Origin of the sequence: Kitasatospora sp. NPDC093679, from assembly GCF_040683455.1 — a bacterium.
In the GTDB taxonomy this organism is placed as follows: domain Bacteria; phylum Actinomycetota; class Actinomycetes; order Streptomycetales; family Streptomycetaceae; genus Kitasatospora; species Kitasatospora arboriphila.
This window is the reverse complement of record NZ_JBFBDW010000080.1, coordinates 1-25,453: the sequence shown is the minus strand read 5'-3', so window position 1 is coordinate 25,453 and position 25,453 is coordinate 1. Positions and strand designations below refer to the sequence as shown.

Here is a 25,453-nt window from a genome sequence, read left to right as displayed (position 1 = left end):
ACACATGGCGGCGATCTTCGCGGACACCTTGACCGCAAAGATCACCACCAGCGGATCACGCCACGCAGTTGATCAATTACCCAACACTTTCTCAGGGGCGGTACCCCGCGCCCCTGAAGTGCCCCCTGGCGACTTGCCCCCGGGTACTAGACCCGCCCCGAGCCCTTGGCGAGCATGGGGCGGCCGCCCTGGACGGGGAGGTGCGGGCCGACCGGCTCGTACTGGAGGAGGAGCATCGCCGCGTCGTCCCCGAGCTTGTGCCCGACGTGCCGGACCACGTCCTGGTGCACGTTCCGCAGCACCTCGACCGGGCACCCGGTCGCGCAGTGCGGCAGCCGGTCGGTGAGCGGGTAGAACGCTCCGCCGCCGTCCCGGGCCTCGATCACGCCGTCGGTGTAGAGCAGCACCCGGTCGCCGGGCCGCAGCGGCAGCCGCTGCACGGGCGGCCGGACGTCCGCCGGGTCGAGCACGCCGAGCGGCGGGACGGGTTCGGCGGGCTCCAGCAGGGCGACGCCCTCGCCGGCGCGCAGCAGGACGGGTGCGGGGTGTCCGCAGTTGACGACCTCCGCGGTGCCGTCGGAGCGGATCCCGATCAGCACGAGGGTGACGAACTCCTCCTCGATGCCCGGGTGGTCGTTCTCGTGCAGGGCGCGGTCGAGACTGACGGCGAGCCAGCCGGCGACCCGGTCCAGCGAGGCCTCCTGGTGGGCGGCCTCGCGGAAGGCGCCGAGCACCGCGGCGGCGGTCTCCACGGCGGCGAGGCCCTTGCCTCGGACGTCGCCGACCACCGCGCGCACCCCGTGCCGGGTGTTGACCACCTCGTAGAGGTCGCCGCCGATCGAGGCGTGCGCGTGCGCCGCCGCGTAGTGCACGGCGGCGCGGACGCTGCCGACCCGGTCGGGAACGGGCCGCAGCAGCACCCGGCGGGCGATCTCGGCGACGAGCTGGGCCTCGGCGAGGGCGAGCTCCTGGCGGAGCCTCAGCGTGGTGGAGACCCAGCCGATGCCGGCGACCAGGGCGATCGCGAAGACGGTCGCGCTGTGCACCGACTCGCCGAGCACGTCGTTGTAGCCGGCCATCAGGAAGGCGGCCAGCTCGGTCAGCACGCCGATGAGCAGCGGGTACCAGGTGCGTCGGCTGACGACGGCGGCGAGCGCCGGGACGGCGGTGAGCGCGGGCTCGACCGTCACCTCGGTGTTGCTGAAGAAGTCCAGGGAGACCACCAGTGCCATGCCGATGAACGGCAGCGCCAGTGCGGTTCTCGGCCAGGTGCCCGTCACCGTGCCCGGGTCTGCCCCCGGGGCGGGCCCCGCGAGCCGGTCTCTGATCCATCCGGTCGCGCTCAACGTCGGTCTCTCCAGCAGAAGGTGGCCGGTGCCAGGGGACACCTGCGGTGATGACGGAGGGTCAGGGGGCTGTGGCCCCCGCATGCGGCCGGAGTACGGGGTTGACCGGTTACCGACCCCACAATAGGTGCGAAAAGTGCACAGTGCACAGATTTCGCACGATCCCGTGACGGCTTGAATGCTCTGCGTGACTCATTCTTCACTATTCCCGATCAGGAGCCTGGTCAACTCTTTTCGGTCAGGAAGTCCTGCGGGTCTGACGACCCGGCCGCTGCGGACGTACAGGAACGCCGCACTGACCTGCTCCGGCTCGACGCCCGCCCGTTCGGCCCAGGCCAGCCGGTAGATGGCGAGCTGCAGGGGGTCCGCGGTCTCCTCGCGATGGGTCTTCCAGTCGACCACTTCGTAGCGCCAGGGGTGCGGTGACCCTGAGCCACCGTCACGCTCCCGGTAGACCGCGTCGATCCGGCCGCGCACCACGCGTCCCGCCAGCAGCAGCTGGAACGGCGCCTCGATCCGGTACGGCACCCGGTCCGCGTACGGGCTGCGCAGGAACGCCTCCTTGAGGCCGGCGAGGTCCCGCTCGTCCTCGATGCCGTCCTCGTCGGCGCCGGGCAGCGCGTCCGGCTCCAGGAGCAGCAGTTCCTCGGTCTCGAAGCGGGACTGCACCCAGCTGTGGAAGCGCGTGCCGCGGCGGGCGGCCGGCTGCGGCGGGCGGGGCATCGGCCGGGCGAGCTCCCGGGCGAAGCCGTCCGGGTCGGCGGCCAGCCGCATCACCTGCGAGGCCGAGAGCGAGGCGGGCAGCGGCACTTCGCGCACGGAGCGCCTGGCCCGGGCCAGCTCGCCGAGCAGTGCGTCCAGGTCCCGGTCCCAGGAGGCGACCAGCCGGGCGTCCTCCGGGGCCATCTCCTCCGGCTCGGCCGGCGGCGCCCCGGCGAGCCGGTGCCGGACGACCTCGGCCACCCGGCGGCGGGCCCGCTGGGCGGCCGCGTCCAGCGGCAGCGGCCAGGGCGTCTCCAGCGAGCGGGCCAGCGCCGGGTTCTCCGCCTCCGGCAGCGGCTCCTCCGCCCACGTCTCGACCTCGCCGTTGCCCGGCGACGCGCAGTGCTCGCGCAGCTCGACCAGGAAGTCCGACGGGCCGCGGCGGCGCTTCTGGTTCGGCCCCCACCAGTGCCCGGAGGCGAGCAGCAGCTCCCGGGGGCGGGTGAAGGCGACGTAGCCGAGCCGCAGCTCCTCCACCGCCGAGTGGTGGGCCATCTCCTTCTTGAACAGGCCCATGCCCTTGGCCGTCCAGGGCGGGTCGCCGGGCAGCGTGTCGGCGTCGCCGCGCAGTGCGTGCGGCAGCACCCGGCGGGTGCTCGTCCAGCGCTCGCGGCCCTGACCGGACGGGAAGCCGCCCTTCACCAGGCCCGGTACCGCGACGACGTCCCACTCCAGGCCCTTGGACTTGTGCGCGGTCAACACCTTCACGGTGTCCTCGCCGCCGGGCAGCCCGGCGTCCAGCCCCCGCTCGTACTCCTGCGCCGCCCGCAGGAAGGCCAGGAAGGCGGAGAGCCCCGGGTCGCCGTCCAGGTCGGCGAAGCCGGCCGCGATGTCCAGGAAGCCGTGCAGCGTCTCCCGGCGGCGGGCGGCCAGCGCGTGCGGCGAGGCCGACAGCTCGACCTCCAGGCCGGTCACCGCGAGGACCCGGTGCAGCACGTCCATCAGCGGCTCGGCCAGCGCCCGCCGCAGCTCCCGGACCTCCCGCGCCAGCCGGGCGAACCGCACCCGGGCCTCCGGCGAGAACGGCAGCTCGTCGGGCTGCTCCGCCTCCAGGAAGGTCTCCAGGGCGTCGGCCAGCGACACCACCTCGGTCGGGTCGGTGCCCGCCACCGCCGCGGCCAGCGCATCGCCCTGCAGCCGCTCGGTGCGCACCAGTTCGGCGGCGCGGCGGCCCAGCAGCGCCAGGTCGCGGGGGCCGATCCGCCAGCGCGGACCGATCAGCAGCCGCACCAGCGCGGCGTTCGCCGTCGGGTCCTGCAGCACCTCGCAGACCGCCACCAGGTCCGCCACCTCGGGCAGCTGCAGCAACCCGCCGAGGCCCACCACCTCGACCGGAACCTCCCGGGCGACCAGCGCCGCGTGCACGTCGGGGAAGGCCGCACCGCCCCGGCAGAGCACCGCGATCCGGCCCGGCGCCGTCCCGGTGCGCACCAGGTGCGCGATCCGGTCGGCCAGCCAGTCGATCTCCTCGGTGTGCGTCGGCAGCAGCGCGCAGCGCACGAAGCCGTCCGCCTCCGCGCCCGGGGCCGGGCGCAGCGCCTCCACGCCCTCGTGCATGGCCCGCAGGTCGGCCGCCAGGTGGTTGGCGAAGGCCAGCAGCCGGCCGCCGCTGCGGCGGTTCTCGCTCAGCGCGTAGCGGGCCGAGGCGGTGCCGTCCTCGCGCGGGAAGTGCAGCGGGAAGTCGTCCAGGTTGGCCACCGAGGCGCCGCGCCAGCCGTAGATCGCCTGGCAGGGGTCGCCGACCGCGGTCACCGGGTGGCCGCTGCCGCCGCCGTCCGCGCCGAACAGGCCGGCCAGCATCAGCCGCTGCGCCACCGAGGTGTCCTGGTACTCGTCGAGCAGCACCACCCGGTACTGCTCGCGCAGCAGCCGGCCCACCTCCGGGCGCTCCTGCGCCAGCCGGGCCGAGGCGGCTATCTGGTCGCCGAAGTCCATCAGGCCGCCGGCCCGCTTGCGGCGCCGGTAGTCCTCCACCAGGTGCAGCAGCTCCTGGCGGGCCCGGGCGGCCTTCGGGACGGCCCGCAGGTCCTCGTTGGTCAGCTTCGCCGTCGCCAGGCCGTCCAGCAGCTCCTCGTCCCAGGCGCGCAGCCGCTCGGGCTGCACCAGGTGCTCGGCGAGTTCGGAGTCCAGCGCGATCAGGTCGGCGACCAGCGCCGAGAAGGTCCCGGTGAGCGCCGGGAACGGGCCGCGGGCGGAACGCAGCACCTTGGCCGCCAGCTGGAAGCGGGTCGCGTCCGCGAGCAGCCGGACGTCCGGCTCTATGCCCAGGCGCAGGCCGTGCTCCTTCAGCAGCCGGCCGGCGAAGGCGTGGTACGTCGAGATCTCCGGCTCGCCGAGGGACTCGGTGTCGTCCGGGTCCAGGACGCGGGCGCGGAGGAGGGCGGTGCGGACGCGCTCCGCGAGCTCACCGGCCGCCTTGTTGGTGAAGGTCAGGCCGAGCACCTGCTCCGGCGCGACCGCCCCCGAGCCGACCAGCCACACCACCCGGGCGGCCATCACCGTCGTCTTGCCGGAGCCCGCGCCGGCCACGATCACGGCGGGCTCCAGCGGGGCACCGATGGCCTGCATCTGCTCGGCGTTGAACGGAATGCCGAGCAGTTCCTTCAACTGGCCGGGGTCGTCGAGCACGGAACGCACCCCCCAACGCTAACCGGCCCCGCGGACAGGTCGGTCCACCGAGGGGGCGCTGGGGGCGGAACTGCGCAGTCCGGGGCTGGTGATCGAAAACAGATCAGGGCCCGCCGTGGTGCCCACGGTCGCCCACATCCGAATTGCGCAGTTCCCCGCGCCCCCGAGCGGCTCGGCCCTACTCGATCAGTTGGCGGCCGTCGCGCTGGGCGGAGCAGCTGCTGCGGAAGGCGCAGCGGCCGCAGCCGTCCCCCTGGGTGGGGACGAAGCGTTCGGCGAGGACGCGGCCTGCGGCGTCGGCGAGCAGGTTCTCGATCCAGGGTTCGCCGTCGGACGGGGCCTGCTGCTGGACCTTGGGGGCTTCCTTGTCGGTCTTGCCGGGCTCGCGGAGGTGGACGAGTTCGGCCCCGCCGGAGGCGATCCCCTCGGGGACGCCGGGCAGCCCGTCGAGGGCGCCGTTGCGGACGGCGAGCTGGTAGACGGCGAGCTGCTTGTGCTCGGGGAGGGACTTCTCGGTGGGGATCTGCTTGCCGGTCTTGAAGTCGACGACGTAGGCGCGGCCGCCGGCGTCCTGCTCGATGCGGTCCATGGAGCCGCGGATGCGGACGGCGACGCCGCCGACGGTGAGGGTGAGGTCGAAGCCGTGTTCGGTGGCGACGGTGGTGCGGCCGCGTTCGAGGACGTGCCAGTGCAGGAAGCGTTCGAGGGCGGCGCGGGCCTCGGTCTTCTCCTGGTGGGACTTCCAGGGGGCGTCGAAGGCGAGGGCGTCCCAGACGGTGTCGAGGCGTTCCATGAGGACGGCGAGGTCGGCGGGGGTGCGGCCGGAGCCGACCTCGTCGGCGAGGGCGTGCAGGACGTTGCCGAAGCCCTGGGCGGCGCTGGCGGTGCCGGCGGCCCGGACGTCCTTGTCGAGGAACCACTGGAGGGCGCAGCTGTCGAGTTGTTCGAGGCCGCTGCCGGAGAGCCGGACGGGGGTGTCCGGGGAGCGCAGCGGGTCGGGGGCGGCGGTCTGGTCGTGCAGGCCCCACCAGCGGTCGGGGTGGGCGGCGGGGACGAGCGGGGCGCCGTCCTCGTCGGTGGCCTCGGCGAGCCGGGCGAGGCGTTCGGCGGCGGCGCGGCGAAGCGCGGGCGGGCGGGCCGGGTCGACGGTGACGGCCCGGAGTTCGGCGACGAGTGCGGCGACGGCCAGCGGGCGGCGCGGGCGGTGGGTGATGTCGGCGACGGTGACCTGCGGGGTGCGGGAGCGGACCTTGCCGGTGCGCGGGTCGAGCTCCTCGCGGTAGAGCTCGCGCAGGAAGCGGGAGGGTTCGTCGCCGTCCTCGGCGGGGGCCTTGACGGCGGTGACGATCAGCCGGTCCTTGGCGCGGGTGGCGGCGGTGTAGAAGAGGCGGCGTTCCTCGCCGAGGAGGGCGGCCGGGGAGAGCGGTTCGGCGAGGCCGTCGCGGCCGATCCGGTCGGCCTCCAGCAGGGAGCCGCGGCGGCGGAGGTCGGGCCACAGGCCCTCCTGGACGCCGGCGACGACGACGAGGCGCCACTCCAGGCCCTTGGAGCGGTGGGCGGTCATCAGCCGGACGGCCTCGGGGCGGACGGTGCGCACGGTGAGGGTGTCGGCGGCGATATCCTGGGCCTCCAGTTCGGCCAGGAACTCGGGGGCGCTGCGGTGGCCGGCGGCCTGGTCCTCGGCGCGGGCGGCGGTCTCGAAGAGCGCGCAGATCGCGTCGAGGTCGCGGTCGGCGTTGCGGGCGGCGGCGCCGCCGCGCAGGGCGGCCCGTTCCAGGCGTTCGCGCCAGCGGCGGCTGCCGTCCCAGAGCAGCCAGAGGGCCTCCTCGGCGCTGCCGCCGCCGGCGAGCAGTTCGCGGACCTTGCGCAGCAGGGTGCCGAGGTCGCGGGCGCGGCGGGCGGCGGCCGGCTCCATGGCGACGAGCCGCTCGGGCTCGACGAGGGCCTCGCGGAGGAGTTCCTCGGCGGGGCGGACGGCGGCCTGCTCGCCGCTGTCGCGGAGGGCGGCACGTTCCTCCTCGCGCAGGGCGCGGCCGAGCCGGCGCAGGTCGGAGCCGTCGAGGCCGCCGAGCGGGCCGGTGAGCAGGGTGTGGGCGAGGTCGGGGGTGAGCCGGTCGAGGGGGTCGGCGCAGGTGCGCAGGGCGAGCAGCAGCGGGGCGACGGCGGGTTCCTCGCGCAGCGGCAGGTCGTCGCCGTCGATCTCCAGGGGCACGCCGGCGGCGGAGAGGGCGCGCCGGACGCCGGGGATGGAACGGGCGCCGGCCCGGACCAGGACGGCCATCTCGCCCCAGGGGACGCCGTCCTCCAGGTGGGCGCGGCGCAGCAGGTCGGCGACGGAGTCGAGTTCGGCGCCCGGGGTCGGGTAGGTGTAGACCTCGACCCGGCCGCCCTCGCGGGAGGGCAGCAGGGCGCGGTGCTGGGCGAGCTTGTCGGCGGGCAGCCGGCCCATCGGCATCCGGCGGGCGAGTTCGCGGGTGGCGGCGAGCAGGACGGCGCCGGAGCGGCGGGAGACCCGCAGCACCTTGACCTCGGCGGGCCGGCCGTCGGCCTGCCGGAAGGTCCCCGGGAAGTCGAGGATGCCGTTGATGTCGGCGCCGCGGAAGGCGTAGATCGACTGGTCGGGGTCGCCGACCGCGACGAGGTCGCGGCCGCCGCCGGCGAGCCGGCGCAGCAGCCGCACCTGGGAGGGGTCGGTGTCCTGGTACTCGTCCACGAAGACGACGTCGTAGCGGGCGGCGAGCTGCTCGGCGGCCTCGGGGCGTTCGGCGAGCAGGACGGCGCGGTGGACGAGTTCGGCGTAGTCGAGGACGCCGCGCAGGTCGAGGACGTCGAGGTAGTCGGCGAGGAAGTGGGCGGCGGCGGCCCAGTCGGGACGCTGGACGCCCTCGGCGAAGCGGGCCAGTTCGTCCTCGCCGAGGCCGAGCTCGCGGCTGCGGGCGAGCACGGCGCGGACCTCGTCGGCGAAGCCGCGGGTGGTGAGGCAGGCGCGCAGGTCGAGCGGCCAGGGGATGCGGCCGGTGCCGTCCCGGGCGTCCTCGGCGCCGCCGGCGAGCAGTTCGCGGACCATGACGTCCTGCTCGGGGCCGGAGAGCAGGCGCAGCGGTTCGGCGGCGTCCTCCTGCTCCTGGTGCTCGCGGAGCAGGGCGTAGCAGAAGGAGTGGAAGGTGGTGGCCTGCGGGGCGGCTCCGGCGGCGCCGATCCGGGCGGTCATCCGGTCGCGGAGCTCCATGGCCGCCTTGCGGCTGAAGGTGAGGACGAGGATGCGGTCGGGGTCGGTGCCGGCGGCGATCCGCCGGGCGACCGCCTCGACCAGGGTGGTGGTCTTGCCGGTGCCCGGTCCGGCGAGGACCAGCAGCGGCCCGCCGGCATGCTCGGCCACCGCCCGCTGGAACTCGTCCAGGGCGGGCGGGGCGGGCTGTGCGAGCGGGCTGCGCACCAGGCGGAAAGGGGAGGTCACTGCGGTCCAGGCGGTCGTGCGGCGGAGCTTCGGTTCTGCGGCCGGTCAAACGGGCGGTCCTGCCGGAGGCCGTGCGGGCGTCGGGCCGGCGGGGGGTCGGGGACGGGGGCGGCCCCACCGAGCCTACGATCCTGCACCGACATGCCCCGCCCGCGCACCCGGTTCGGCGGATCCGGCGGCGCGGGTCAGCCGCCGTCCCAGCGGGCGCGCCGCAGGTCGACCCGGGGTTCGCCGCCGACCTCGCGCAGCGGGGTGCCCTCGGCCCGGTACTCGGGCAGGGCGCGGTGCTCGTGGCCGGGCAGCGGCCGGCTGTCCGCCCGGATCACCCGCCACCAGGGCACTCCGCCGCCGTACAGTGACATGACCCGGCCCACCTGGCGCGGGCCGCCCCGGCCGAGGTACTCGGCGACGTCCCCGTACGTCATGACCCGGCCGGGCGGGATGCGCTCGGTGAGGTCCAGCACGGCCTCGGCGAACGGCGGCAGCGCACCGTCGTCGGAGGTGGTGTCGTACTGCTGCGGCATTTCTCCCCATCCGGTCGATTCCTGGGCCCCCTGCGGGCGATCCGCCGCGCCCGATCGGGCCCCTGTCCCACGCGAGGAGCCGCGGCATGGCAGCATCTTCGGGGCAGTGCGTGGGGATACGAGGACAAGACCAGATGACCGGGACGGCAGACGTGAACGTGGACAAGGGCTCCGACGAGTCCGCCACCGACCGGTCTGCGGGGCCCGAACCCGAACCGCCGACAGTCTCGCCGCAGCGGCAGGCGCCGGGCAAGGACGGGCAGGACGACGCGCAGGACGGCCACGGGACGGGGGGCGGGACGACCGCGTCCGAGGAGCCGACCGGCGAGCACCTGGCCGTCGACGAGCCGCTGCTCGCCGCCCGCGCCCACCGTCCGTCCGACCTGCTGCGCTTCCTGGCCGGCGTGCTCGGCATCATCGCGGTCTTCGTGCTCGCCCAGGTCGCCGTGTCGACCACCACCGGCATCGAGACGGACATCTCGTCCAACGCCGACAAGGTGCCCGGCATGCTGTCGACCGTCGCGGCGCTGGGCTCCAGCGTGGCGGTGCTCGCGGTGCCGCTGGCCTTCGCGGTCGAGCGGCTGATCAAGCGGGACGGCCTGCGGGTCGCCGACGGCGTGCTCGCCTCGGTGCTGGCCTACGGCGTCTCGCTGGGCATCGACTGGTGGGTCGCGGCGGGCGCGCCGCAGGCGATCCGGGACGCCCTGACCCAGGTGCCGCCCGGCGGCACCGAGACGCTCACCGACCCGGTGCACGGCTACCTGGCGCCGGTGATCGCCTACATGACGGCCGTCGGCATGTCGAGCCGGCCGCGCTGGCGGGTGGCGCTGTGGGTGGTGGTCGTCCTCAGCGGCGCCACCGAGTTGATCAGCGGCTACACCACCCCGCTGTCGCTGCTGCTCACCGTGCTCATCGGCTGGTCGGTGGCGTACGGCACGTTGTACGCGATCGGTTCGCCGAACATCCGGCCCACCGGCAAGCACCTGATGATCGGCCTGCGGAAGGTCGGCTTCACCCCGTCCGGCGCGCACCGCGCCCCCGACGCCCCGGGCGAGACCCGCCGCTACCTGGTCACCCAGTACGAGGGCGCGCTGCTGGACGTCCACATCATCGACCGCGAGCAGCAGGCCTCCGGCTTCTTCTACCGGGCGTGGCGGCGGATAAGGCTGCGTTCGGTGGCGGTGCGCCGCAGCCCGCAGTCCCTGCGCCAGGCGCTGGAGCAGGAGGCCCTGATCGCCTACGCGGCGGCCGCCTCGGGCGCCCGTGCCCCGCAGCTGGTCGCCACCTCCGAGCTCGGCCCGGACGCCGCGATCCTGGTCTACGAGAACGTGGCCGGCCGCACCCTCGACGAGCTCGCCGACGACGAGATCACCGACGACCTGATGGCCTCGCTCTGGGAGTCCGTCGCCGCGCTCCACGAGCGCCGGATCGCCCACCGCCGCCTCACCGGCGAGTCCCTGCTGGTCGTCGACGAGAAGACCGGCTGCCTGGTGAACCTCTCCGGCGGCGACATCGCGGCCGGCGACCTCACGCTGCGGATCGACATCGCCCAGCTGCTCACCACCTTCGCGCTGCGGGTCGGCCCGGAGCGCTCGGTGGACGTCGCCAACCGGGTGCTCGGCGCGGACCGGGTCGCCTCCGCGCTGCCGCTGCTGCAGCCGGTCGGCCTGAGCCGCTCGACCCGAATCGACCTGCAGCGGATGACCAAGGAGCGCAAGGCCGCCGCGCAGGCGCTCGCCCTGGAGCAGGTCGCCGCCGGCGAGCGCACCCAGGAGCAGGCCGAGGAGGACATCGCGGCGGCCGGCGAGGACCTGCTCAGCCGGATCCGCCGGCAGATCCTGCAGATCGCCCCGGAGGCCCCGCTCGCCCCGGCCAGGCTGGAACGACTCAAGCCGAAGACCCTGATCATGGTCATCGCGCTGACCTTCGCCGCCTACCTGGCGCTGACCACGATCCAGCCGGGCCAGCTCAAGCTCTCCCAGATGGACTGGGGCTGGGCCGCCCTCGCGCTGGCCGCCGCCGCCGCGACCTACGGCGCCGCGGCGATGAGCCTCACCGGCTTCGTCCCGGAGCGGCTGCCCTTCGGCCGGACGGTCGCCGCCCAGCTCGCCGGCTCCTTCGTGAAGCTGGTCGCGCCCGCCGCGATCGGCGGCATCGCGCTCAACACCCGCTACCTGCAGAAGGCCGGGATCCGCTCCGGGCAGGCGGTCGCCAGCGTCGGCGCCTCCCAGCTGGCCGGCCTCGGCGGGCACCTGCTGCTGCTGTTCAGCTTCGGCCTGATCACCGGGACGCAGAAGAACGGCGACCTCGGCGCCTCCCGGGCGGTGATCATCGGCGTGCTGTCGGCGGCGGTGCTCGCCCTGGTGGTGGCGGCCGTGGCGCCGCTGCGCCGCTTCGTGGTGACCCGGGTCCGCTCGCTGTTCTTCGGCGTGGTGCCGCGGATGCTCGACCTGATGCAGACGCCGTCCAAGCTGATCACCGGCTTCGGCGGCATCCTGCTGCTGACCCTGTCGTTCACCGCCTGCCTGTACGCCTCGGTACGGGCCTTCGGCGGCGAGATGAGCTACTCGGCGGTGGCCGTGGTCTTCCTGACCGCGAACGCGGCCGGATCGGCGATCCCCACCCCGGGCGGCATCGGCCCGGTCGAGATCGCCCTGATCGGTGCGCTGACGGTCGGCAACGTGCCGCCGTCGGCCGCCACCCCCGCGGTCTTCCTGTACCGCCTGCTGACCTTCTGGCTGCCGGTGCTGCCGGGCTGGATCTCGTACAACGTGCTGCAGCGCAGGGGCGCGCTGTAGCGGCCTCCGACGCGCGGAAGGGCCCGCCCGGCGTGCCGGGCGGGCCCTTCCGTCGGACCCGGACTAGTAGACCGGCTTCTCGGGCTCGATCTGGTTCACCCAGCCGATCACGCCGCCGCCCAGGTGGACGGCGTCGGAGAAGCCCGCCGACTTGAGGACGGCCAGCACCTCGGCCGAGCGGACGCCCGTCTTGCAGTGCAGCACGATCTTCTTGTCCTGCGGCATCCGCTCCAGCGCGGTGCCCATCAGGAACTCGCCCTTGGGGATCAGCGTCGCGCCGGGGATGTTGACGATCTCGTACTCGTTGGGCTCGCGGACGTCGACCAGGAAGATGTTCTCCTCGTCGTCCAGCCACTCCTTGAGCTGCTTGGAGGTGATGGTGGAGCCCGCGGCCGCCGCCTGGGCCTCCTCCGACACGACGCCGCAGAAGGCCTCGTAGTCGATCAGCTCGGTGACGGTCGGGTCGTCGCCGCAGAGCGCGCAGTTCGGGTCCTTGCGGACCTTCACCGAGCGGTACTGCATCTCCAGGGCGTCGTAGATCATCAGTCGGCCGACCAGCGGCTCGCCGACACCGGCGAGCAGCTTGATGGCCTCGGTGACCTGGATCGAGCCGATCGAGGCGCAGAGCACGCCCAGCACGCCGCCCTCGGCGCAGGAGGGGACCATGCCCGGCGGCGGGGCCTCCGGGTAGAGGCAGCGGTAGCAGGGGCCGTGCTCGGCCCAGAACACGCTGGCCTGGCCGTCGAAGCGGTAGATCGAGCCCCAGACGTACGGCTTGCCGAGCAGCACCGCGGCGTCGTTCACCAGGTAGCGGGTGGCGAAGTTGTCGGTGCCGTCCACGATCAGGTCGTAGCCGGAGAAGATCTCCATGACGTTGGAGTTGTCGAGCCGGTCCTCGTGCAGGATCACGTCGACGTAGGGGTTGATCTCCTTGACCGAGTCACGGGCGGACTCGGCCTTGGAGCGGCCCACGTCGGACTGGCCGTGGATGATCTGGCGCTGCAGGTTCGACTCGTCCACCGTGTCGAACTCGACGATGCCGAGGGTGCCGACACCCGCCGCGGCCAGGTACATCAGGGCGGGCGAACCGAGGCCGCCCGCGCCGACGCAGAGCACCTTGGCGTTCTTCAGCCGCTTCTGCCCGTCCATGCCCACGTCGGGGATGATCAGGTGGCGGGAGTACCGGCGGACCTCGTCGACGGTGAGCTCGGCGGCCGGCTCGACCAGGGGTGGCAGCGACACGGGGACTCCGATGGTCGTCAGTTCATAAGGCTTTGCTGTGCCAACAGTGTCACGTGCCGCTGCTATTCCGAGACAGCAGGTCCGTCATGTGAGATGGCCGACACCGGATGCCGAGACTGTCCCGCTCTCCCGCGATGCCGCTGGTCACACGGCATCCGGTGGCCTCCGGACGGTTCAGACCCGGCAGGCGGTTTCCAGCCAGACGTCGCCCAGGGACTCCTCCAGGGGCACCTGCGTCCGCCATCCGAGACGGTCGCGCGCCGTCCGGACGTCCGCCTGACGCCACGGCACCGGCTCCGGCAGCGGCCGCGGCTCGCCCACCCGGTGGTGCTCCCCGCCCTGGCTCGGCACCAGCGACGGCCGGCCGTCCTCGGCCACGATCCCCTCGAAGCCCGAGGCCCGGACGAGCAGGTGCGCCGCGTCCCGGGCCCGCACCGCGTGCCCGCTGCCGATGTTGATCACCCCGGTGGCCGCCGACACCGCGGCCGCCTGGACGGCCCGCGCGACGTCCCGGACGTCGACGAAATCCCGGTATCCGGACAGGTCCGGCATCCGCACCTGCAGCTCGTCGTGGACGAGCGCCCGCCGCAGGCCGTCCGCCAGCCGTCCGAACAGCGAGGCCGGCGGCGCGCCCGGGCCCACCACGTCGAAGACCCGCAGCACCGCGGCGTCCAGCCCGGAGGCCAGCACCAGCTCGGTGCCGGCCAGCTTGGACACCCCGTACGGCCCGACCGGCCGGGGCTCGGTGCCCTCGCCGATCGGCGCACCCGGCTGCATGGGCCCGTACTCGGCGGCCGAGCCGATGTGCACCAGCCGGGCGGGCTCGCGGCTGCGCCGGATCGCCTCGCAGACGGTGGCCACCGCCAGGGTGTTGGAGCGGATCAGCGTCCGCGAGCTGCCGTAGGTGGCGCCCGCGCAGTTGATCACCACCTGCGGGGCGACCGCGTCCAGGAACCGGGACAGCGCCCCCGGGCTGCCCGCGGTCAGGTCGAACCGGATGTCGGCCGAGTCCCGCCGGCCGAGCACGGTGACCTGCAGGTCGGGCTCGGTGAGCAGGCGGTCGGCGACCCGGCGGCCGATGAAGCCGTCGGCGCCCAGCAGCAGCACCCTCATCGGGGGTGTCCTTCCACGAGGCCCGGCCGCGGGGCCGGGCGGGACTACGGAATGCGTACGGATTGCGTGGGTGGCGGCCCGTCAGTCCTCCGGCGGGCCGCCCGAGGACTCCGTGCAGCCGGTCCTCGGATCGGCGAGGACCAGCCAGGTGTACGGCGCCAGCAGCGCCGTCGCCGCGACGCACACCACCGGCGGCGGCACCGGCCCGGCGGCCGCGAGCAGCGCCAGCACGGCGCCGACCGCGGCCGGGGCGGCCACCGCCACCGCCGTCCGGCCGCTGCGCAGCAGCACCGCGGCGAGCAGCAGCAGGACGGCCAGCAGGGCCTGCACCGGCCCGGCGGCGGCCGGCACGTCCGCGGCGAGGGGCAGCACGGCGGCGGCCGTACCCGCGACGGCGAGCTGGGCGACGGCCGCGACCGGCAGCAGCGGCCGCATCCGGGCCCGGTACTCGGCCAGCGTCGGCGCGGAGGCGAGGTGCCGGCGGGCCGCGTCGCGCAGCCGCCGGGAGGCGAGGTCGGCGGCGCCGGCGGCGAGCGCGAGCACGGCGGCCGGGCCGAGCCCGCCGGCCGCGGCGGGCGCCATCAGCAGTCCGGCGCCCAGGCCGTAGCCCGCCCGGGCCACCGGGCCCGTGGACGGCGCGGCCAGGGTGAGCCAGCCGACCGCGAGCAGCGCCGCGGGGACGGCCGCGACCGGGCCCACCACCTGGGACAGCCAGGGCACAGCGGCCAGCATCCCGGCCGCCGGCAGGTGCAGGGCGGCGGTGCCGAGTGCCCGGCCGGCGTCCGGGGCCCAGGGCGCGGCGGGCGCGGCCGGGGCGGGCGGCTCGGGGCGGCGCTCCACCCGGGCGTGCATCTCCTCGGCGAGCGCGAAGAGGTCGGCGTGCCGGTAGTGCGCCGCGGCGCCGTCGGAGAGCCCGGCGTCCTCCAGGCCGGCGGCGATGTCCAGTGGGTCGACGGCCTGTTCGCAGAGCCGGCGGTGCTCGGCCATCAGGGCCCGGACGGGGTCGCCGGGGCGGGTGTCGGGGGGTGCCGGCGGGCGGCCGGGGCGGCTCATCGGCTCGCCTCCGCGAGCGCGCCGGGTTCGGCCCGGCCGCCGTCCGGGGCCGGACCGTCCGGCGCGGCGGCGTCCGCGGCCCCGGACGGGCCGCTCTCCGGCGCCGCCGGGGCCTCCCGGCGGGCCTGCGGGGCGGGCACCGGCGCCCCGGCGACCCAGTACTCGGCCGGGCGGGCGAAGGGCCGCATCCGCTCGGCGGCGGCCGGGAAGGCCGGCCAGCGGGAGACCAGCTCCAGGTAGATCTCGCGGAAGGCCGCGGCCTCCGGCTCCAGGGCGAAGCGCTCCTGGGCGCGCAGCCGGCCGGCGAGGCCGAGCCGGGCGCGCCGCTCCTCGTCCCCGAGCAGTGCCAGGCAGGCGTCGGCGAGGGCGCGCGGACTGCGCGGCGGGACGACCAGCCCGGCCGGGCCGAGCACCTCGGGGACGATCCCGACCTCGGTGGCGATCACCGCGCGGCCGCTGAGCATGGCGTCGGCGAGCAGCCGGGGGCTGCGCTGGGACAGCGCGGTGAAGACGACGGCGCTGCCGGCCGCCCAGGCGTCGGCGGTGGCGGGCGGCCGGCCGGCGAAGTCGACGGCGGCGTGGATGCCGAGACGGCGGGCGATGGCGCGGCAGTGCGCCAGGTAGCCGGGCGCGGCCTCCTCTCCGTACATCCGCAGCCGGGCCGCGGGCAGTTCGGCGCGGACGCGGGCAAAGGCATGCAGCATCAGCTCCGGGTCGCGGCCGGGCTCCAGGGCGCCCGCCCAGACCAGGGTGGGGCGTTCGGGCTCGGCGCCGGCCGGCTCGCGGCCGGCCTCGGGGGTCGACTCGTGGACGACCCGGATGCGCTCCGGGTCGGCGCCGCAGCGTTCCTGCCAGCGCCGGTCGTAGCCGCTGCCGGGGGTGAGGACGGCGGCCTGCCGGTAGGTCTCGGCGGTGAGCTGCCGGAAGAAGGCCAGCAGCAGGGCGCGCACCGGCCAGCGGTACGGGGCGGTGCGGTAGCCGCGGTACTGCTCGCGCAGGTGCAGGCCGTGCTCGGTGAGCACGAAGGGCACCCCGTGCAGGTGCTTGGCGACCAGGGCGGGCAGGACGGCGGGGCCGCCGCCGGCGACGTGGCAGAGGTCGGCGGAGCCGAGGCCGCTCGGCCCGGTGCCGTACCAGGGTGCGGAGAGCGGGCGGAGCAGCTGCTCCAGCAGGTCGCCGGCGACCAGGACGTCGCGGACCAGCGGCTGGCCGGCGGCGGTCTCGGCGCCGGGGGCCCGCCAGACCCGCTCCAGGGTGCGGTGGGCCTGGCCGGAGCCGAGGAAGGCGGGCAACGCGCCGTCCCCCCGGGCGAGTTCGGCGAGGCGGTAGAGCGCGGGGCCGAAGCGGGCCCGCTCGTCGGGGTGGACCAGGGAGCGGACGAGGTCCTCGTAGGCGGTGGCGTAGCAGCGGCGGCGGTGCGCGGCGGGGCGTCTGCCCGCCGGGCGGCGGCCCCATATCGGCAGCTCGTGGACGGCGAGCAGGCCGCGCGGGGGCGCGCCGGCGAAGTCGGCACCGCCCCCGGAGCCGAGCAGGTAGAGCTGGAACTCGTGCTCGGCCAGCGCGCCGGCGAGCCGGCCGCACCAGCCGCCTCCTGTGCGCTGGGCGACGGAGAGGTTGCCCTCGGTGAGCAGGGCGATGCGCACGACGACCTCCGGAACGGTGCGATGGGCCTGGATTCGACGACGGGACAGGGAGCCTGGTCACCCGGTGACGGCAATGCTCGGAAAGTCGGCTGCGGCACACCCGGCCCGCCGTGCGGCCGGTGGCGGGCCGCTCGGGGCCCGGTGCCGGCGCCTCTCCCCCACACCTGTTCGGTCCGACAGCACGAAGGTAGAGCGGATCGCCGACAACTCCAGGAGTGCCCGCCGCCATGCCACCTGATCGAGTGAAAGGCCGTGACCTGTCGCCGCCCGGCGCGTTGTGCGGGGCGTTCGGTGCCGTCGCGCGCCCGCGCGCGACGGACCCCCGGGCCGGCCGGAGTCCGGAGGTCGTCGGGGCCGTCGGGGCCCCCGGTGGTCGCCGGGGACCGCGGCCGTCAGGCCTCGGCGAGCAGCTCCCGGACGGCCCGGGCGACCTGCGCGGGGTGCTCCATCATCGCGACGTGCCCGGAGTCGGGCAGCACCAGCAGGCGGGCGTCGGGGAAGGCCTCGCAGGCCCGCTTCGCGGAGCGGTACGAGACCAGCTTGTCCTTCATCCCGTACACCAGCAGCACCGGCGCCTTGACGTGGGCGGCCTGCCGCCAGAGCGCCTGCTCGCCTCGCTCGGTGTAGGCCGAGACGATGCCGCGGGCCGAGCCGATGCTGGCCTGCAGCGCGTACGGCAGCCCGAGGCGGCGCCGGTACTCGGCGACCGCGCGGTCCCGGCGGTCGGCGGGGATCCCGTCGACGTCGGCGTAGACCAGGCGCAGCAGTTCGTCGGTGGCCTGCTCGGCGTTCTTGCCGTGGGCGGCGGCCCGGCGGCGCAGCAGCGCGGGGACGCCGGGGACGGCGAGCGCGGCGGTCGGCCAGGCGCTGAGCTGCGGGGGCAGCTCGGGCAGGGCCGGGGAGATCAGGGTGAGGCTGCGCACCAGGTCGGGGCGGAGCGCGGCGAGCCGGACGGAGACGGCGCCGCCCAGCGAGTTGCCGAACAGGTGCACGGGCCCGCGGGCGGTCTTCTCCAGGTAGCCGATCACCGCGCGGACGTGGCCGCTGAGGGTGAGGTTGCCGTCCTGCGGCGGTGCCGACCAGCCGAAGCCGGGGAGGTCGATCGCCTCGCCGGAGACCTCGTCGGCCAGCGCGGCCATGAGGTCGGACCAGTTGTCGGCGGAGCCGCCGAGGCCGTGCACGAAGAGCGCGGGCGGCAGGCCGTCCGCCGCGGGGACGCGCGGTCCGACCGCGAGCACCGCGCCCGGCACCTCGACCGTGCGGTGGGGCCCGGGCTCGCTCTGCACCTGCTGATCAGCGCTCATGGAGGACGATCGTAGTGAGCGCAGGTGCCGTTTCCCCAGTACCCCGGCCCGTCTCACCCTGTGGACGGGGCGCACGCGGGTCGTATTGTGGGCTCCCGACAAGCCGATTTCTGCGCTTTACTCGGCTTTCCCAGGCGCAGATCCGGTTACCGAAAAGTAGACTCGGGGCCTGCCGGAGACGCCCAGATCGTGAAGTGAGGACCGCCGTGACGGCCATCCAGGAGGCGCAGGAGCGTCCGCGCGGTGCCCGACTGCCGCGAAGCGCCCGCCGTGAACAGCTGCTCGGAGCCGCTCAGGAGGTGTTCGTCGCGCAGGGCTACCACGCCGCCGCGATGGACGACATCGCCGACCGGGCCGGCGTCAGCAAGCCGGTGCTGTACCAGCACTTCCCGGGCAAGCTGGAGCTCTACCTCGCACTGCTGGACAAGCACTGCGACGCCCTCGTCGACGCCACCCGCACCGCGCTCGAGGCGACCAGCGACAACAAGCACCGCGTCGCCGCCACGATGGAGGCGTACTTCCACTACGTCTCCAGCGAGTCGGGCGCGTTCCGGCTGGTCTTCGAGTCGGACCTGACCAACGAGCCGGCCGTCCGCGAGCGGGTGGAGCGCGCCTCCGACCTGAGCGCGACGCTGGTCAGCAAGGTCATCGCGGAGGACACCGACCTGCCGGAGGCCGAGGCCAAGCTGCTGGCCGCCGGCGTCTGCGGGCTGGCGCAGATCACCGCGCGCTACTGGCTGTCGCAGGGCCGGGAGATCCCGCGCGACGAGGCCGTCCGGCTGGTCGCCAGCCTGGCCTGGCGCGGCCTGAAGGGCTTCCCGATGCACCCCGAGACGGGCGAGCGCCCGGCGGGCACCGAGTAGCGATCCCACGACCTTCGCCGCACGGCCTGGCCGGTGCTCTAAGGTGAAGCCGTACGGCGCGGCGATCTCGGACGCCTGTTCGAACAACGCGCGTGGATGGCTGCAACCCGGAGGGACGGAAGCCGTGGAGGTCAAGATCGGCGTGCAGAACGCGCCCCGAGAGATCGTTCTCGAGAGCCCGCAGACTGCCGACGAGGTCGAGGGTGCCATCGCCAAGGCGCTGGAGGGCACCTCCAAGCTGCTGGTGCTGGCCGACGAGCACGGCCGCCGCGTGATCGTCCCGGCCGAGCGCCTGGCGTACGTGGAGATCGGCGAGCCCAGCGTCCGCAAGGTCGGCTTCGGCACGCTCTGAGCCCGAGGCCCTGTCCGCAGGGCCACCCGCGCCCCGTCCTCCTCCCGAGGACGGGGCGCTTCGCCGTTCCCGGGCCTCGCGGTGGGGCCGGGGGGCGCGGCCCGGGGCCGAGCGGGGGAGATCGGCCGCCGAGCGCGTACGCACCGGCGGCCCCGGGTATGGGCCGGGTCAGGCACACGCCGTACGACCCCGGGAGGCCGCCCGTGCTGGTGGAGACGATCGCCTACGCGCTCATCGGCCTGGCCGTGGGGGCCGGTGCCCTGGTCCTGCTGCCCGGGTACTTCCCGGCGGCCCGCACCCTGACGGTCTCGACCGCCGTCGTCTCGGCCCTGCTCGCCGGGCTGATCGCCCGCTTCACGCTGAACGAGCAGGCGCCCGGCGTCTCGCTGGCCCTCAGCGCGGCCTGCTCGGTGCTGCTGGTCTCCGTCCTGGCCCGGCCCGACCTGGTCGACCGGACCGGCGGCCGACACCCCGGCCGCCACCGGCCGGCCTGAAGGCGCCGCCGGACACCCGACGGGGGCCCCGGCGGGGAAAGCTGAGGCGCGGCTCCAAAGGCCGGGGGCGCACCGCAAGGGGCGCGTGGCATCCGACGTCTTTGAAGAAACGTCCTAGGACGCGAGGCCGAGGGCCGCCATCCGCCGGGTGTGGGCCTCGGTGATCCTGGTGAACATCTTGCCGACCTCGACCAGGTCGAAGCCCTCCACGCCCGACCCGCCGACCAGGAGGTTCGACAGCGCGTCGCGCTCCGCCACCACCCGCTGGGCCTGGCTGAGCGCCTCGCCCATCAGCCGCCGGCCCCACAGCGCCAGCCGCCCGCCGACCCGCGGGTCCTCGTCGATGGCCTGCCGCACCCGCTCGACCGCGAACTCGGCGTGCCCGGTGTCGGCCATCACCTTCAGCACGAGGTCCCGGGTGTCGTCGTCCAGACGGACGGCGACCTCGCGGTAGAAGTCGGTGGCGATCGCGTCGCCGACGTACGCCTTGACCAGGCCCTCCAGCCAGTCGGAGGGGGCGGTCAGCCGGTGGAAGGACTCCAGCGGCTCGACGAACGGGGTCATCACCTCGGTCGGGTCCGCCCCGACCTCGGCCAGCCGGTCGTGCAGCTGCTGGTAGTGCTGGAACTCCGCGGACGCCATCCGGGCCAGCGCGGCCTTGTCGACCAGGCCGGGCGCGAACTTCGCGTCCTCCGCCAGCCGCTCGAACGCACTCAGCTCGCCGTACGCCAGCGCGCCGAGCAGGTCGAGCACCGCGGCCCGGTAGCCCGGGTCGGCCGAGCAGGACGCCCAGTCGCCGATCGAGGTGGTCGCGCCGATCGAGGTGACATCGCCAGATTCCTGAGACTCCATGGCTCGCCACCCTAGCCGGGCCGGTCGGGAACGGAGTAAGGCGCGTCACGTGTTCGAGTCGTCGCGCCCCTGTATGGTGGTAGTGAGGCCTGGTGTGATCGCGCGGCCCGCCACTGGTGGCAGGCCGCGCAGACGTGCACAGCACCGACACGCACCCGGCACTCACGTACGCGGATGCCCGGTCGGAGAGCCGATCGGCTCCGACCTTGGCCCGGACTTCGGGCCCAGGCACCGCATCAGTGGCCGAGCGAGGGCCGCCGCGGACCGCGCCGCCCGGCGCAGGTCCCGCGCCAGCCCCTCACGGGAATCCTCCCCGGCGCCGCCGACGACGCCCCGCGACGGGGCGCCGGCCGGCCGCCCAGGGGCGGGCGCGGTTGTGCGACCCCCACGCAGTGACGGGCACGAGGCCCGAACGCGCGGGGCCGCCCGCTGCACCTGACTCGCCCTCGGCCCCCACCATGGAAGAGGCAGCACCCTGTCCACCACCGAGACCCCCAAGACCACCTTCCGGGACCTGGGCATCCTCCCGGAGACCGCCGAGGCCCTCGAGTCCGTCGGCATCGTCCACCCCTTCCCGATCCAGGAGATGACCCTGCCGGTCGCGCTGACCGGCCACGACGTCATCGGCCAGGCGAAGACGGGCACCGGCAAGACCCTCGGCTTCGGCCTCCCGCTCATCGAGCGGGTCGTCGTGCGCGCCGACGTGGACGCCGGCCGCGCCACCGAGGACGACCTGTCCGAGAGCCCGCAGGCCCTCATCGTGGTGCCCACCCGCGAGCTGTGCACCCAGGTCACCAACGACCTGCAGACCGCCGGCAAGGTCCGCGACGTCCGCGTCCTCGCCGTGTACGGCGGCCGTGCCTACGAGCCGCAGGTCGAGGCGCTGCAGAAGGGCGTCGACATCGTCGTCGGCACCCCCGGCCGCCTGCTCGACCTGGCCGGCCAGCGCAAGCTGGACCTCTCCAAGGTCCGCGCCCTGGTCCTCGACGAGGCCGACGAGATGCTCGACCTGGGCTTCCTCCCGGACGTCGAGAAGATCATCACCATGCTGCCGGCCAAGCGGCAGACCCTGCTGTTCTCGGCCACCATGCCGGGCCAGGTGATCAGCCTCGCCCGCCGGTACATGAGCCAGCCGACCCACATCCGCGCGGCCGCGCCGGACGACACCGGTGCCACCGTCGCCAACATCGAGCAGCACATCTTCCGCGCCCACTCGCTCGACAAGGTCGAGCTGGTCTCGCGCATCCTGCAGGCCGACGGCCGCGGGCTGGCCATGATCTTCTGCCGCACCAAGCGCACCGCCGCCGACGTCGCCGAGCAGCTGACCAAGCGGGGCTTCGCCGCCGGCGCCGTCCACGGCGACCTGGGCCAGGGCGCCCGCGAGCAGGCGCTGCGGGCCTTCCGCAACGGCAAGGTCGACGTGCTGGTCTGCACCGACGTCGCCGCCCGCGGCATCGACGTCGAGGGCGTCACCCACGTCATCAACTACCAGTGCACCGACGACGAGAAGACCTACCTGCACCGCATCGGCCGCACCGGCCGGGCCGGCGCCTCCGGCACCGCGGTCACCCTGGTCGACTGGGACGACATCCCGCGCTGGCAGCTGATCAACAAGGCGCTGGACCTGCCGTTCAACGAGCCGGAGGAGACCTACTCCACCTCGGCCCACCTGTACGAGCTGCTCCGCATCGCCCCCGGCACCAAGGGCGTCCTGCCGCGTTCCGAGCGCACCCGCGCCGGCCTGGACGCGGAGGAGGTCGAGGACCTCGGCGAGACCGGCGGCCGCGGCGCCCGCTCGCGCGGCCGCGGTGGCCGTGCGGCCGCCGCCGAGACCGCCGAGCCGGCCGAGAAGCCGGCCCGCCGTCCCCGTGAGCGCCGCCGCACCCGCGGCGGGGCCGGTGCTGCCGCCGAGGCGGCCACCGAGGCCGTCACGGCCGAGACCGCCGCTCCCGCCCCCGTCGCGAACGGCGAGGACGACACCGACGCGGCCCCGCGCCGCCGTCGCCGCCGCACCCGCAGCGGTGCCGGCGAGGCCGCCGCCGCGGTCACGGCTCCGGCGGAGGGCGCCGTCGCGACCGCGACCGTCGAGGTTCCGGCCCAGCCGGCCGCCGAGACCGTGCCGGCACCCCGCCGGCGGACCCGTGCCGCGGCCGCCAAGCCGGCGGTCGAGGACGCCGCTGCCGAGGCGACCGACGGCGGGCCCGTGACGACCACCCCGGCCCCGCGCCGGCGGACCCGCAAGGCCGCGGCTCCGGCCGCTGCCGCGGAGGCGGGCACCGAGGTCGCTGCCGAGGCGACCGCGGAGGGCGAGACCGCGCCGCGCCGCCGTACGCGCACCCGCCGCCCGGCGGTTGCCGCCGAGGCCGTGCAGGAGAGCTGACACGACGCACCCGAGGGCGGGCCCGTTTCGAACGGGCCCGCCCTCGGGCATGTCCGGGGCCGGCGAACGGGCACGACGACGCTCGGGCCGCCGTACTCGACGGGGCCGGAGCGGCGCGCCCCTGGCGGGGGTGCCGTGGCGGCGGCGCCTAAGCTCGGAGGACGAGATCCGCCGCCCCGTCTGGAGCCCCTTGCGATGAGCACTCCGCCGTTCCTGGCCCTCCCCCGGTGCGCCCGGGCGCTGCGTCTGGCCACGGCCCGCGGCGAGTTCGCCGCGCTGCTGGCCGAGCCGGAGGGGCCGGTGCGCGGCACGGCCCTGCTGGTGCCCGGGTTCACCGGCAGCAAGGAGGACTTCATCGCGCTGCTGGAGCCGCTGGCCGCGGCCGGGTACCGGGTGGCGGCGGTCGACCAGCGCGGCCAGTACGAGACCGGCGGCCCGGCCGACCCGGAGGCGTACCGGATCGGGGAACTGGCCCGGGACGTGCGGGCGCTCTCGGCGGAGCTCGGCGACCACGGGCCGCTGCACCTGCTCGGTCACTCGTTCGGCGGACAGGTGGTGCGGGAGGCCGTGCTGGACGCCCGGGGTCCGCTGCCGTGGCGGTCGCTGACCCTGCTGTCGACCGGCCCGGGCGCCATCGACCCGGCCGAGGCGGCCCGCACCAAGCTGCTGCTGGACGCCCTGCCGGTGATGGACCTGGAGGCGATCTGGCAGGTCATGAAGCAGATGGAGGAGGGCAGCGGGGCCGGTCCCGCGCCGCGTCCGGAGATCGCCGGGTTCCTGCACCGCCGGTGGGTGGCGAACGTGCCGCAGGCGCTGTCCGCGATGGGCGGCCACCTGGTGGCGGCCCCGGACCGGGTCGCCGAGCTCGCCGCCGTGCCGCTGCCGGTGCAGGTGGTGTCGGGCGTTCGCGACTACGCGTGGCCGGTCGAGGAGCAGGCGGCGATGGCCCGGCGCCTGGACGCCCCGTACACAGCGGTGCCGGACGCCGGGCACTCTCCCAACGCCGAGCAGCCCGCCGCGACCGCCGCCGCCCTGGCCTCCTTCTGGGGCTGAGACCCAGGCCGCTGAGACCTGGGCCCGACCCGGCCCCGACCCCCTGCCCGCCGGGCCCTGCCGCGCCCGGCGGGCAAAATCGGGGACAAAATTGTTTAGCTCGGGTAATATTTGAGTCTGTCCGGGAATCGTTGCGCCACGAGCCCGGTTGCCCCTCACTGCGGCATACGCCGAAACCGGGACTTTACGGACGGGCAACCAGCAGGAATCAGCGGTGCGGCACTGTGAACCCATGAGGCGATGTCGCCTCGGCTGCACAGGCCGCACGGCGCGCGAGGGGGGACGATGCGAGCAGCAGCCGGACGACAGACCCAGCAGGTGCCGGCCGACGACCGGGTGGTCGGCGGCCTGCCGCATCCGCCGCGACCCACGGGGCGGAGAAGGGAGAGGCCCATGCGTTTCGAGATCCTCCGACTGGACGACGCCTCCGGTGTCGCCACCGATCGACTGATCGTCGACGCCGAGACCGTCGGGCAGTACGTGAAGGATGCCGCCGCGACCGGCGAGCGCCTGTACATCCGGCCGTGCAAGAACGTGTGAGCGGAGCCGGACGGGCACCGGCCGCGTCCGACGTTCCGAGACCCACTGACGCCCCGCCATCCCGAACAGGGACGACGGGGCGTCAGTGCGTCCCCGGACACCCGGTGCGACCAGGGTGGTGTTTGCCGCCGCCCGGGACGGGACATTTCCCAACGGGGCCGAGCGCCCCGACGCGAGGCACCCCGTACGGGTGATCGTCCTTGACGCGGCGGTCCGGAGGGAGGAGCGTTGTCGGCTATGAGGGGCGAGCCCAGCTGCCCGAGGTGCGCCGGTCGGGTCCGCGCCCCCGGGCTCTTCTCCGACACCTGGCAGTGCGACCAGCACGGTGCGGTCCACCCGATGCAGCCGGTGCTTCCGCCCAGCGTCGAGGCCCTGAACGTCGCGGTGGCCCGCTCACAGGTGCCGGTCTGGCTGCCCTGGCCGCTGCCGGTCGGCTGGCTGTTCACCGGGATCGCGCACGTCGGTGACGACCTCTCGGGTGCCCGCGCGACGGCGGTCGCCTGCGCCGGCCCGGCCCCGCTGGGCGGCTTCGGCGAGCTGGTGCTCGTCGCGGAGGAGCTCGGCGTGGGCCTCGGCGCCCGCTACGCCGGCCTGGACGGGCCGGACCCGGGCGAGAGCGTCTCGCTCTACAAGCCCGCCGACGCCAAGTTGATGGCGGCCGGCCGGCCGACGCCGATGTTCCACGTGCCCGACGCCCCGGTCGACCGCGCGGTGTACGTCGGCGAGGCACGCGGCCTGTGGCTCTGGGCGGTCGCCTGGCCCGAGCAGTCGGCGCTGCTGATGCACGACGAGCTCGTCCTCACCGACCTGAGGGACGCCGGCGCGGAGCTGGGCCTGCTGCCCTGCGGCGCGCTGACCCCGCGGCTGCTGGGCTGACGCACGGGGCCACCCGGCCGGCCGTCGGGCCGGTCCGCGGTTCGCCGCCCGGCACCGGTGCGCCCGCCGGGCGCACCGGTGCCGCGTCGGGCAACCTTCGCCCGTCAAGGAGCGGCGTCCGGTGCGTGCTGTCGGCGTGCCGGCCGGAAGTCCTCGTACTGGACGTACTCGGA

Annotated in this window: 18 protein-coding genes; 8 read left to right on the top strand and 10 right to left on the bottom strand. The window is 75.1% G+C overall.

The genetic code is table 11. The features are described from left to right. Window positions 1-146: 146 nt before the first annotated feature. The 4 genes from AB0O09_RS36660 to AB0O09_RS36645 all read right to left on the bottom strand — a co-directional run bounded on the left by AB0O09_RS36660 (window position 147) and on the right by AB0O09_RS36645 (window position 8,717). Window positions 147-1,280 carry a PP2C family protein-serine/threonine phosphatase gene (locus AB0O09_RS36660; protein ID WP_344625583.1) on the bottom strand — a complete coding sequence of 378 codons (1,134 nt, stop codon included), beginning with the start codon at window positions 1,278-1,280 and terminating at the stop codon, window positions 147-149. A gap of 258 nt (window positions 1,281-1,538) precedes the next feature. Continuing rightward, window positions 1,539-4,745, bottom strand: a complete 3,207-nt coding sequence (locus AB0O09_RS36655) for an ATP-dependent DNA helicase (protein WP_363549619.1) — start codon at window positions 4,743-4,745, stop codon at window positions 1,539-1,541. Between the two features lie 169 nt (window positions 4,746-4,914). Next, a complete protein-coding gene (locus AB0O09_RS36650) occupies window positions 4,915-8,193 on the bottom strand; it encodes an ATP-dependent DNA helicase (protein WP_363549616.1) in 3,279 nt (1,092 codons plus the stop codon). 185 nt (window positions 8,194-8,378) lie between these two features. After that, window positions 8,379-8,717 (bottom strand): MGMT family protein, encoded by a 339-nt coding sequence (locus AB0O09_RS36645; RefSeq protein ID WP_363549613.1) that lies wholly within the window; start codon window positions 8,715-8,717, stop codon window positions 8,379-8,381. Window positions 8,718-8,851: 134 nt separating this feature from the next. On the opposite strand from AB0O09_RS36645, the gene AB0O09_RS36640 reads away from it, so the two are divergent. Continuing rightward, entirely contained in the window at window positions 8,852-11,515 is a 2,664-nt protein-coding gene (locus tag AB0O09_RS36640; protein WP_363549610.1) for a lysylphosphatidylglycerol synthase transmembrane domain-containing protein, read from the top strand. A gap of 63 nt (window positions 11,516-11,578) precedes the next feature. Here the strand turns inward: AB0O09_RS36640 and moeZ are convergent, their stop codons facing one another. The 5 genes from moeZ to AB0O09_RS36615 form a co-directional block, all read right to left on the bottom strand. Beyond that, window positions 11,579-12,757, bottom strand: coding sequence for an adenylyltransferase/sulfurtransferase MoeZ (gene moeZ / locus AB0O09_RS36635; RefSeq protein ID WP_344625588.1), 1,179 nt, complete (start codon window positions 12,755-12,757; stop codon window positions 11,579-11,581). Window positions 12,758-12,931: 174 nt separating this feature from the next. Beyond that, window positions 12,932-13,870: an NAD-dependent epimerase/dehydratase family protein gene (locus AB0O09_RS36630; protein WP_363549607.1), complete on the bottom strand. Its 939-nt coding sequence runs from the start codon at window positions 13,868-13,870 to the stop codon at window positions 12,932-12,934. A gap of 81 nt (window positions 13,871-13,951) precedes the next feature. Beyond that, entirely contained in the window at window positions 13,952-14,923 is a 972-nt protein-coding gene (locus AB0O09_RS36625) for a hypothetical protein (RefSeq protein ID WP_363549604.1), read from the bottom strand. Then, the gene (locus AB0O09_RS36620) at window positions 14,920-16,566 is read right to left on the bottom strand and encodes a DUF3492 domain-containing protein (protein WP_363549601.1); all 1,647 of its coding nucleotides are present in this window, start codon (window positions 16,564-16,566) and stop codon (window positions 14,920-14,922) included. Before AB0O09_RS36620 ends, AB0O09_RS36625 begins: the two co-directional genes overlap by 4 nt. A 392-nt stretch (window positions 16,567-16,958) precedes the next feature. Next, window positions 16,959-17,870: an alpha/beta hydrolase gene (locus AB0O09_RS36615; protein WP_363549599.1), complete on the bottom strand. Its 912-nt coding sequence runs from the start codon at window positions 17,868-17,870 to the stop codon at window positions 16,959-16,961. Between the two features lie 206 nt (window positions 17,871-18,076). On the opposite strand from AB0O09_RS36615, the gene AB0O09_RS36610 reads away from it, so the two are divergent. From AB0O09_RS36610 to AB0O09_RS36600, 3 genes are all read left to right on the top strand, one after another. Then, the gene (locus AB0O09_RS36610; protein WP_363549596.1) at window positions 18,077-18,733 is read left to right on the top strand and encodes a TetR/AcrR family transcriptional regulator; all 657 of its coding nucleotides are present in this window, start codon (window positions 18,077-18,079) and stop codon (window positions 18,731-18,733) included. A gap of 124 nt (window positions 18,734-18,857) precedes the next feature. After that, window positions 18,858-19,085: a DUF3107 domain-containing protein gene (locus tag AB0O09_RS36605; RefSeq protein WP_263103768.1), complete on the top strand. Its 228-nt coding sequence runs from the start codon at window positions 18,858-18,860 to the stop codon at window positions 19,083-19,085. A 203-nt stretch (window positions 19,086-19,288) separates the two neighbouring features. Continuing rightward, window positions 19,289-19,579 (top strand): hypothetical protein, encoded by a 291-nt coding sequence (locus AB0O09_RS36600; RefSeq protein ID WP_363549593.1) that lies wholly within the window; start codon window positions 19,289-19,291, stop codon window positions 19,577-19,579. 114 nt (window positions 19,580-19,693) lie between these two features. On the opposite strand, the gene AB0O09_RS36595 is transcribed toward AB0O09_RS36600, so the two are convergent. After that, on the bottom strand, window positions 19,694-20,431 hold the full coding sequence (locus tag AB0O09_RS36595) for a ferritin-like fold-containing protein (protein ID WP_363549590.1): 738 nt from the start codon (window positions 20,429-20,431) through the stop codon (window positions 19,694-19,696). Window positions 20,432-21,017: 586 nt separating this feature from the next. On the opposite strand from AB0O09_RS36595, the gene AB0O09_RS36590 reads away from it, so the two are divergent. From AB0O09_RS36590 to AB0O09_RS36575, 4 genes are all read left to right on the top strand, one after another. After that, window positions 21,018-22,811, top strand: a complete 1,794-nt coding sequence (locus AB0O09_RS36590) for a DEAD/DEAH box helicase (RefSeq protein WP_363549588.1) — start codon at window positions 21,018-21,020, stop codon at window positions 22,809-22,811. Window positions 22,812-23,006: 195 nt separating this feature from the next. Beyond that, complete coding sequence (locus AB0O09_RS36585; protein WP_363549585.1) at window positions 23,007-23,864, top strand: alpha/beta fold hydrolase; 858 nt, start codon at window positions 23,007-23,009, stop codon at window positions 23,862-23,864. 393 nt (window positions 23,865-24,257) lie between these two features. Then, the gene (locus tag AB0O09_RS36580; RefSeq protein WP_263103774.1) at window positions 24,258-24,404 is read left to right on the top strand and encodes a hypothetical protein; all 147 of its coding nucleotides are present in this window, start codon (window positions 24,258-24,260) and stop codon (window positions 24,402-24,404) included. A 237-nt stretch (window positions 24,405-24,641) separates the two neighbouring features. After that, entirely contained in the window at window positions 24,642-25,280 is a 639-nt protein-coding gene (locus AB0O09_RS36575; protein ID WP_344626746.1) for a DUF6758 family protein, read from the top strand. The last annotated feature ends 173 nt before the right edge of the window (window positions 25,281-25,453 follow it).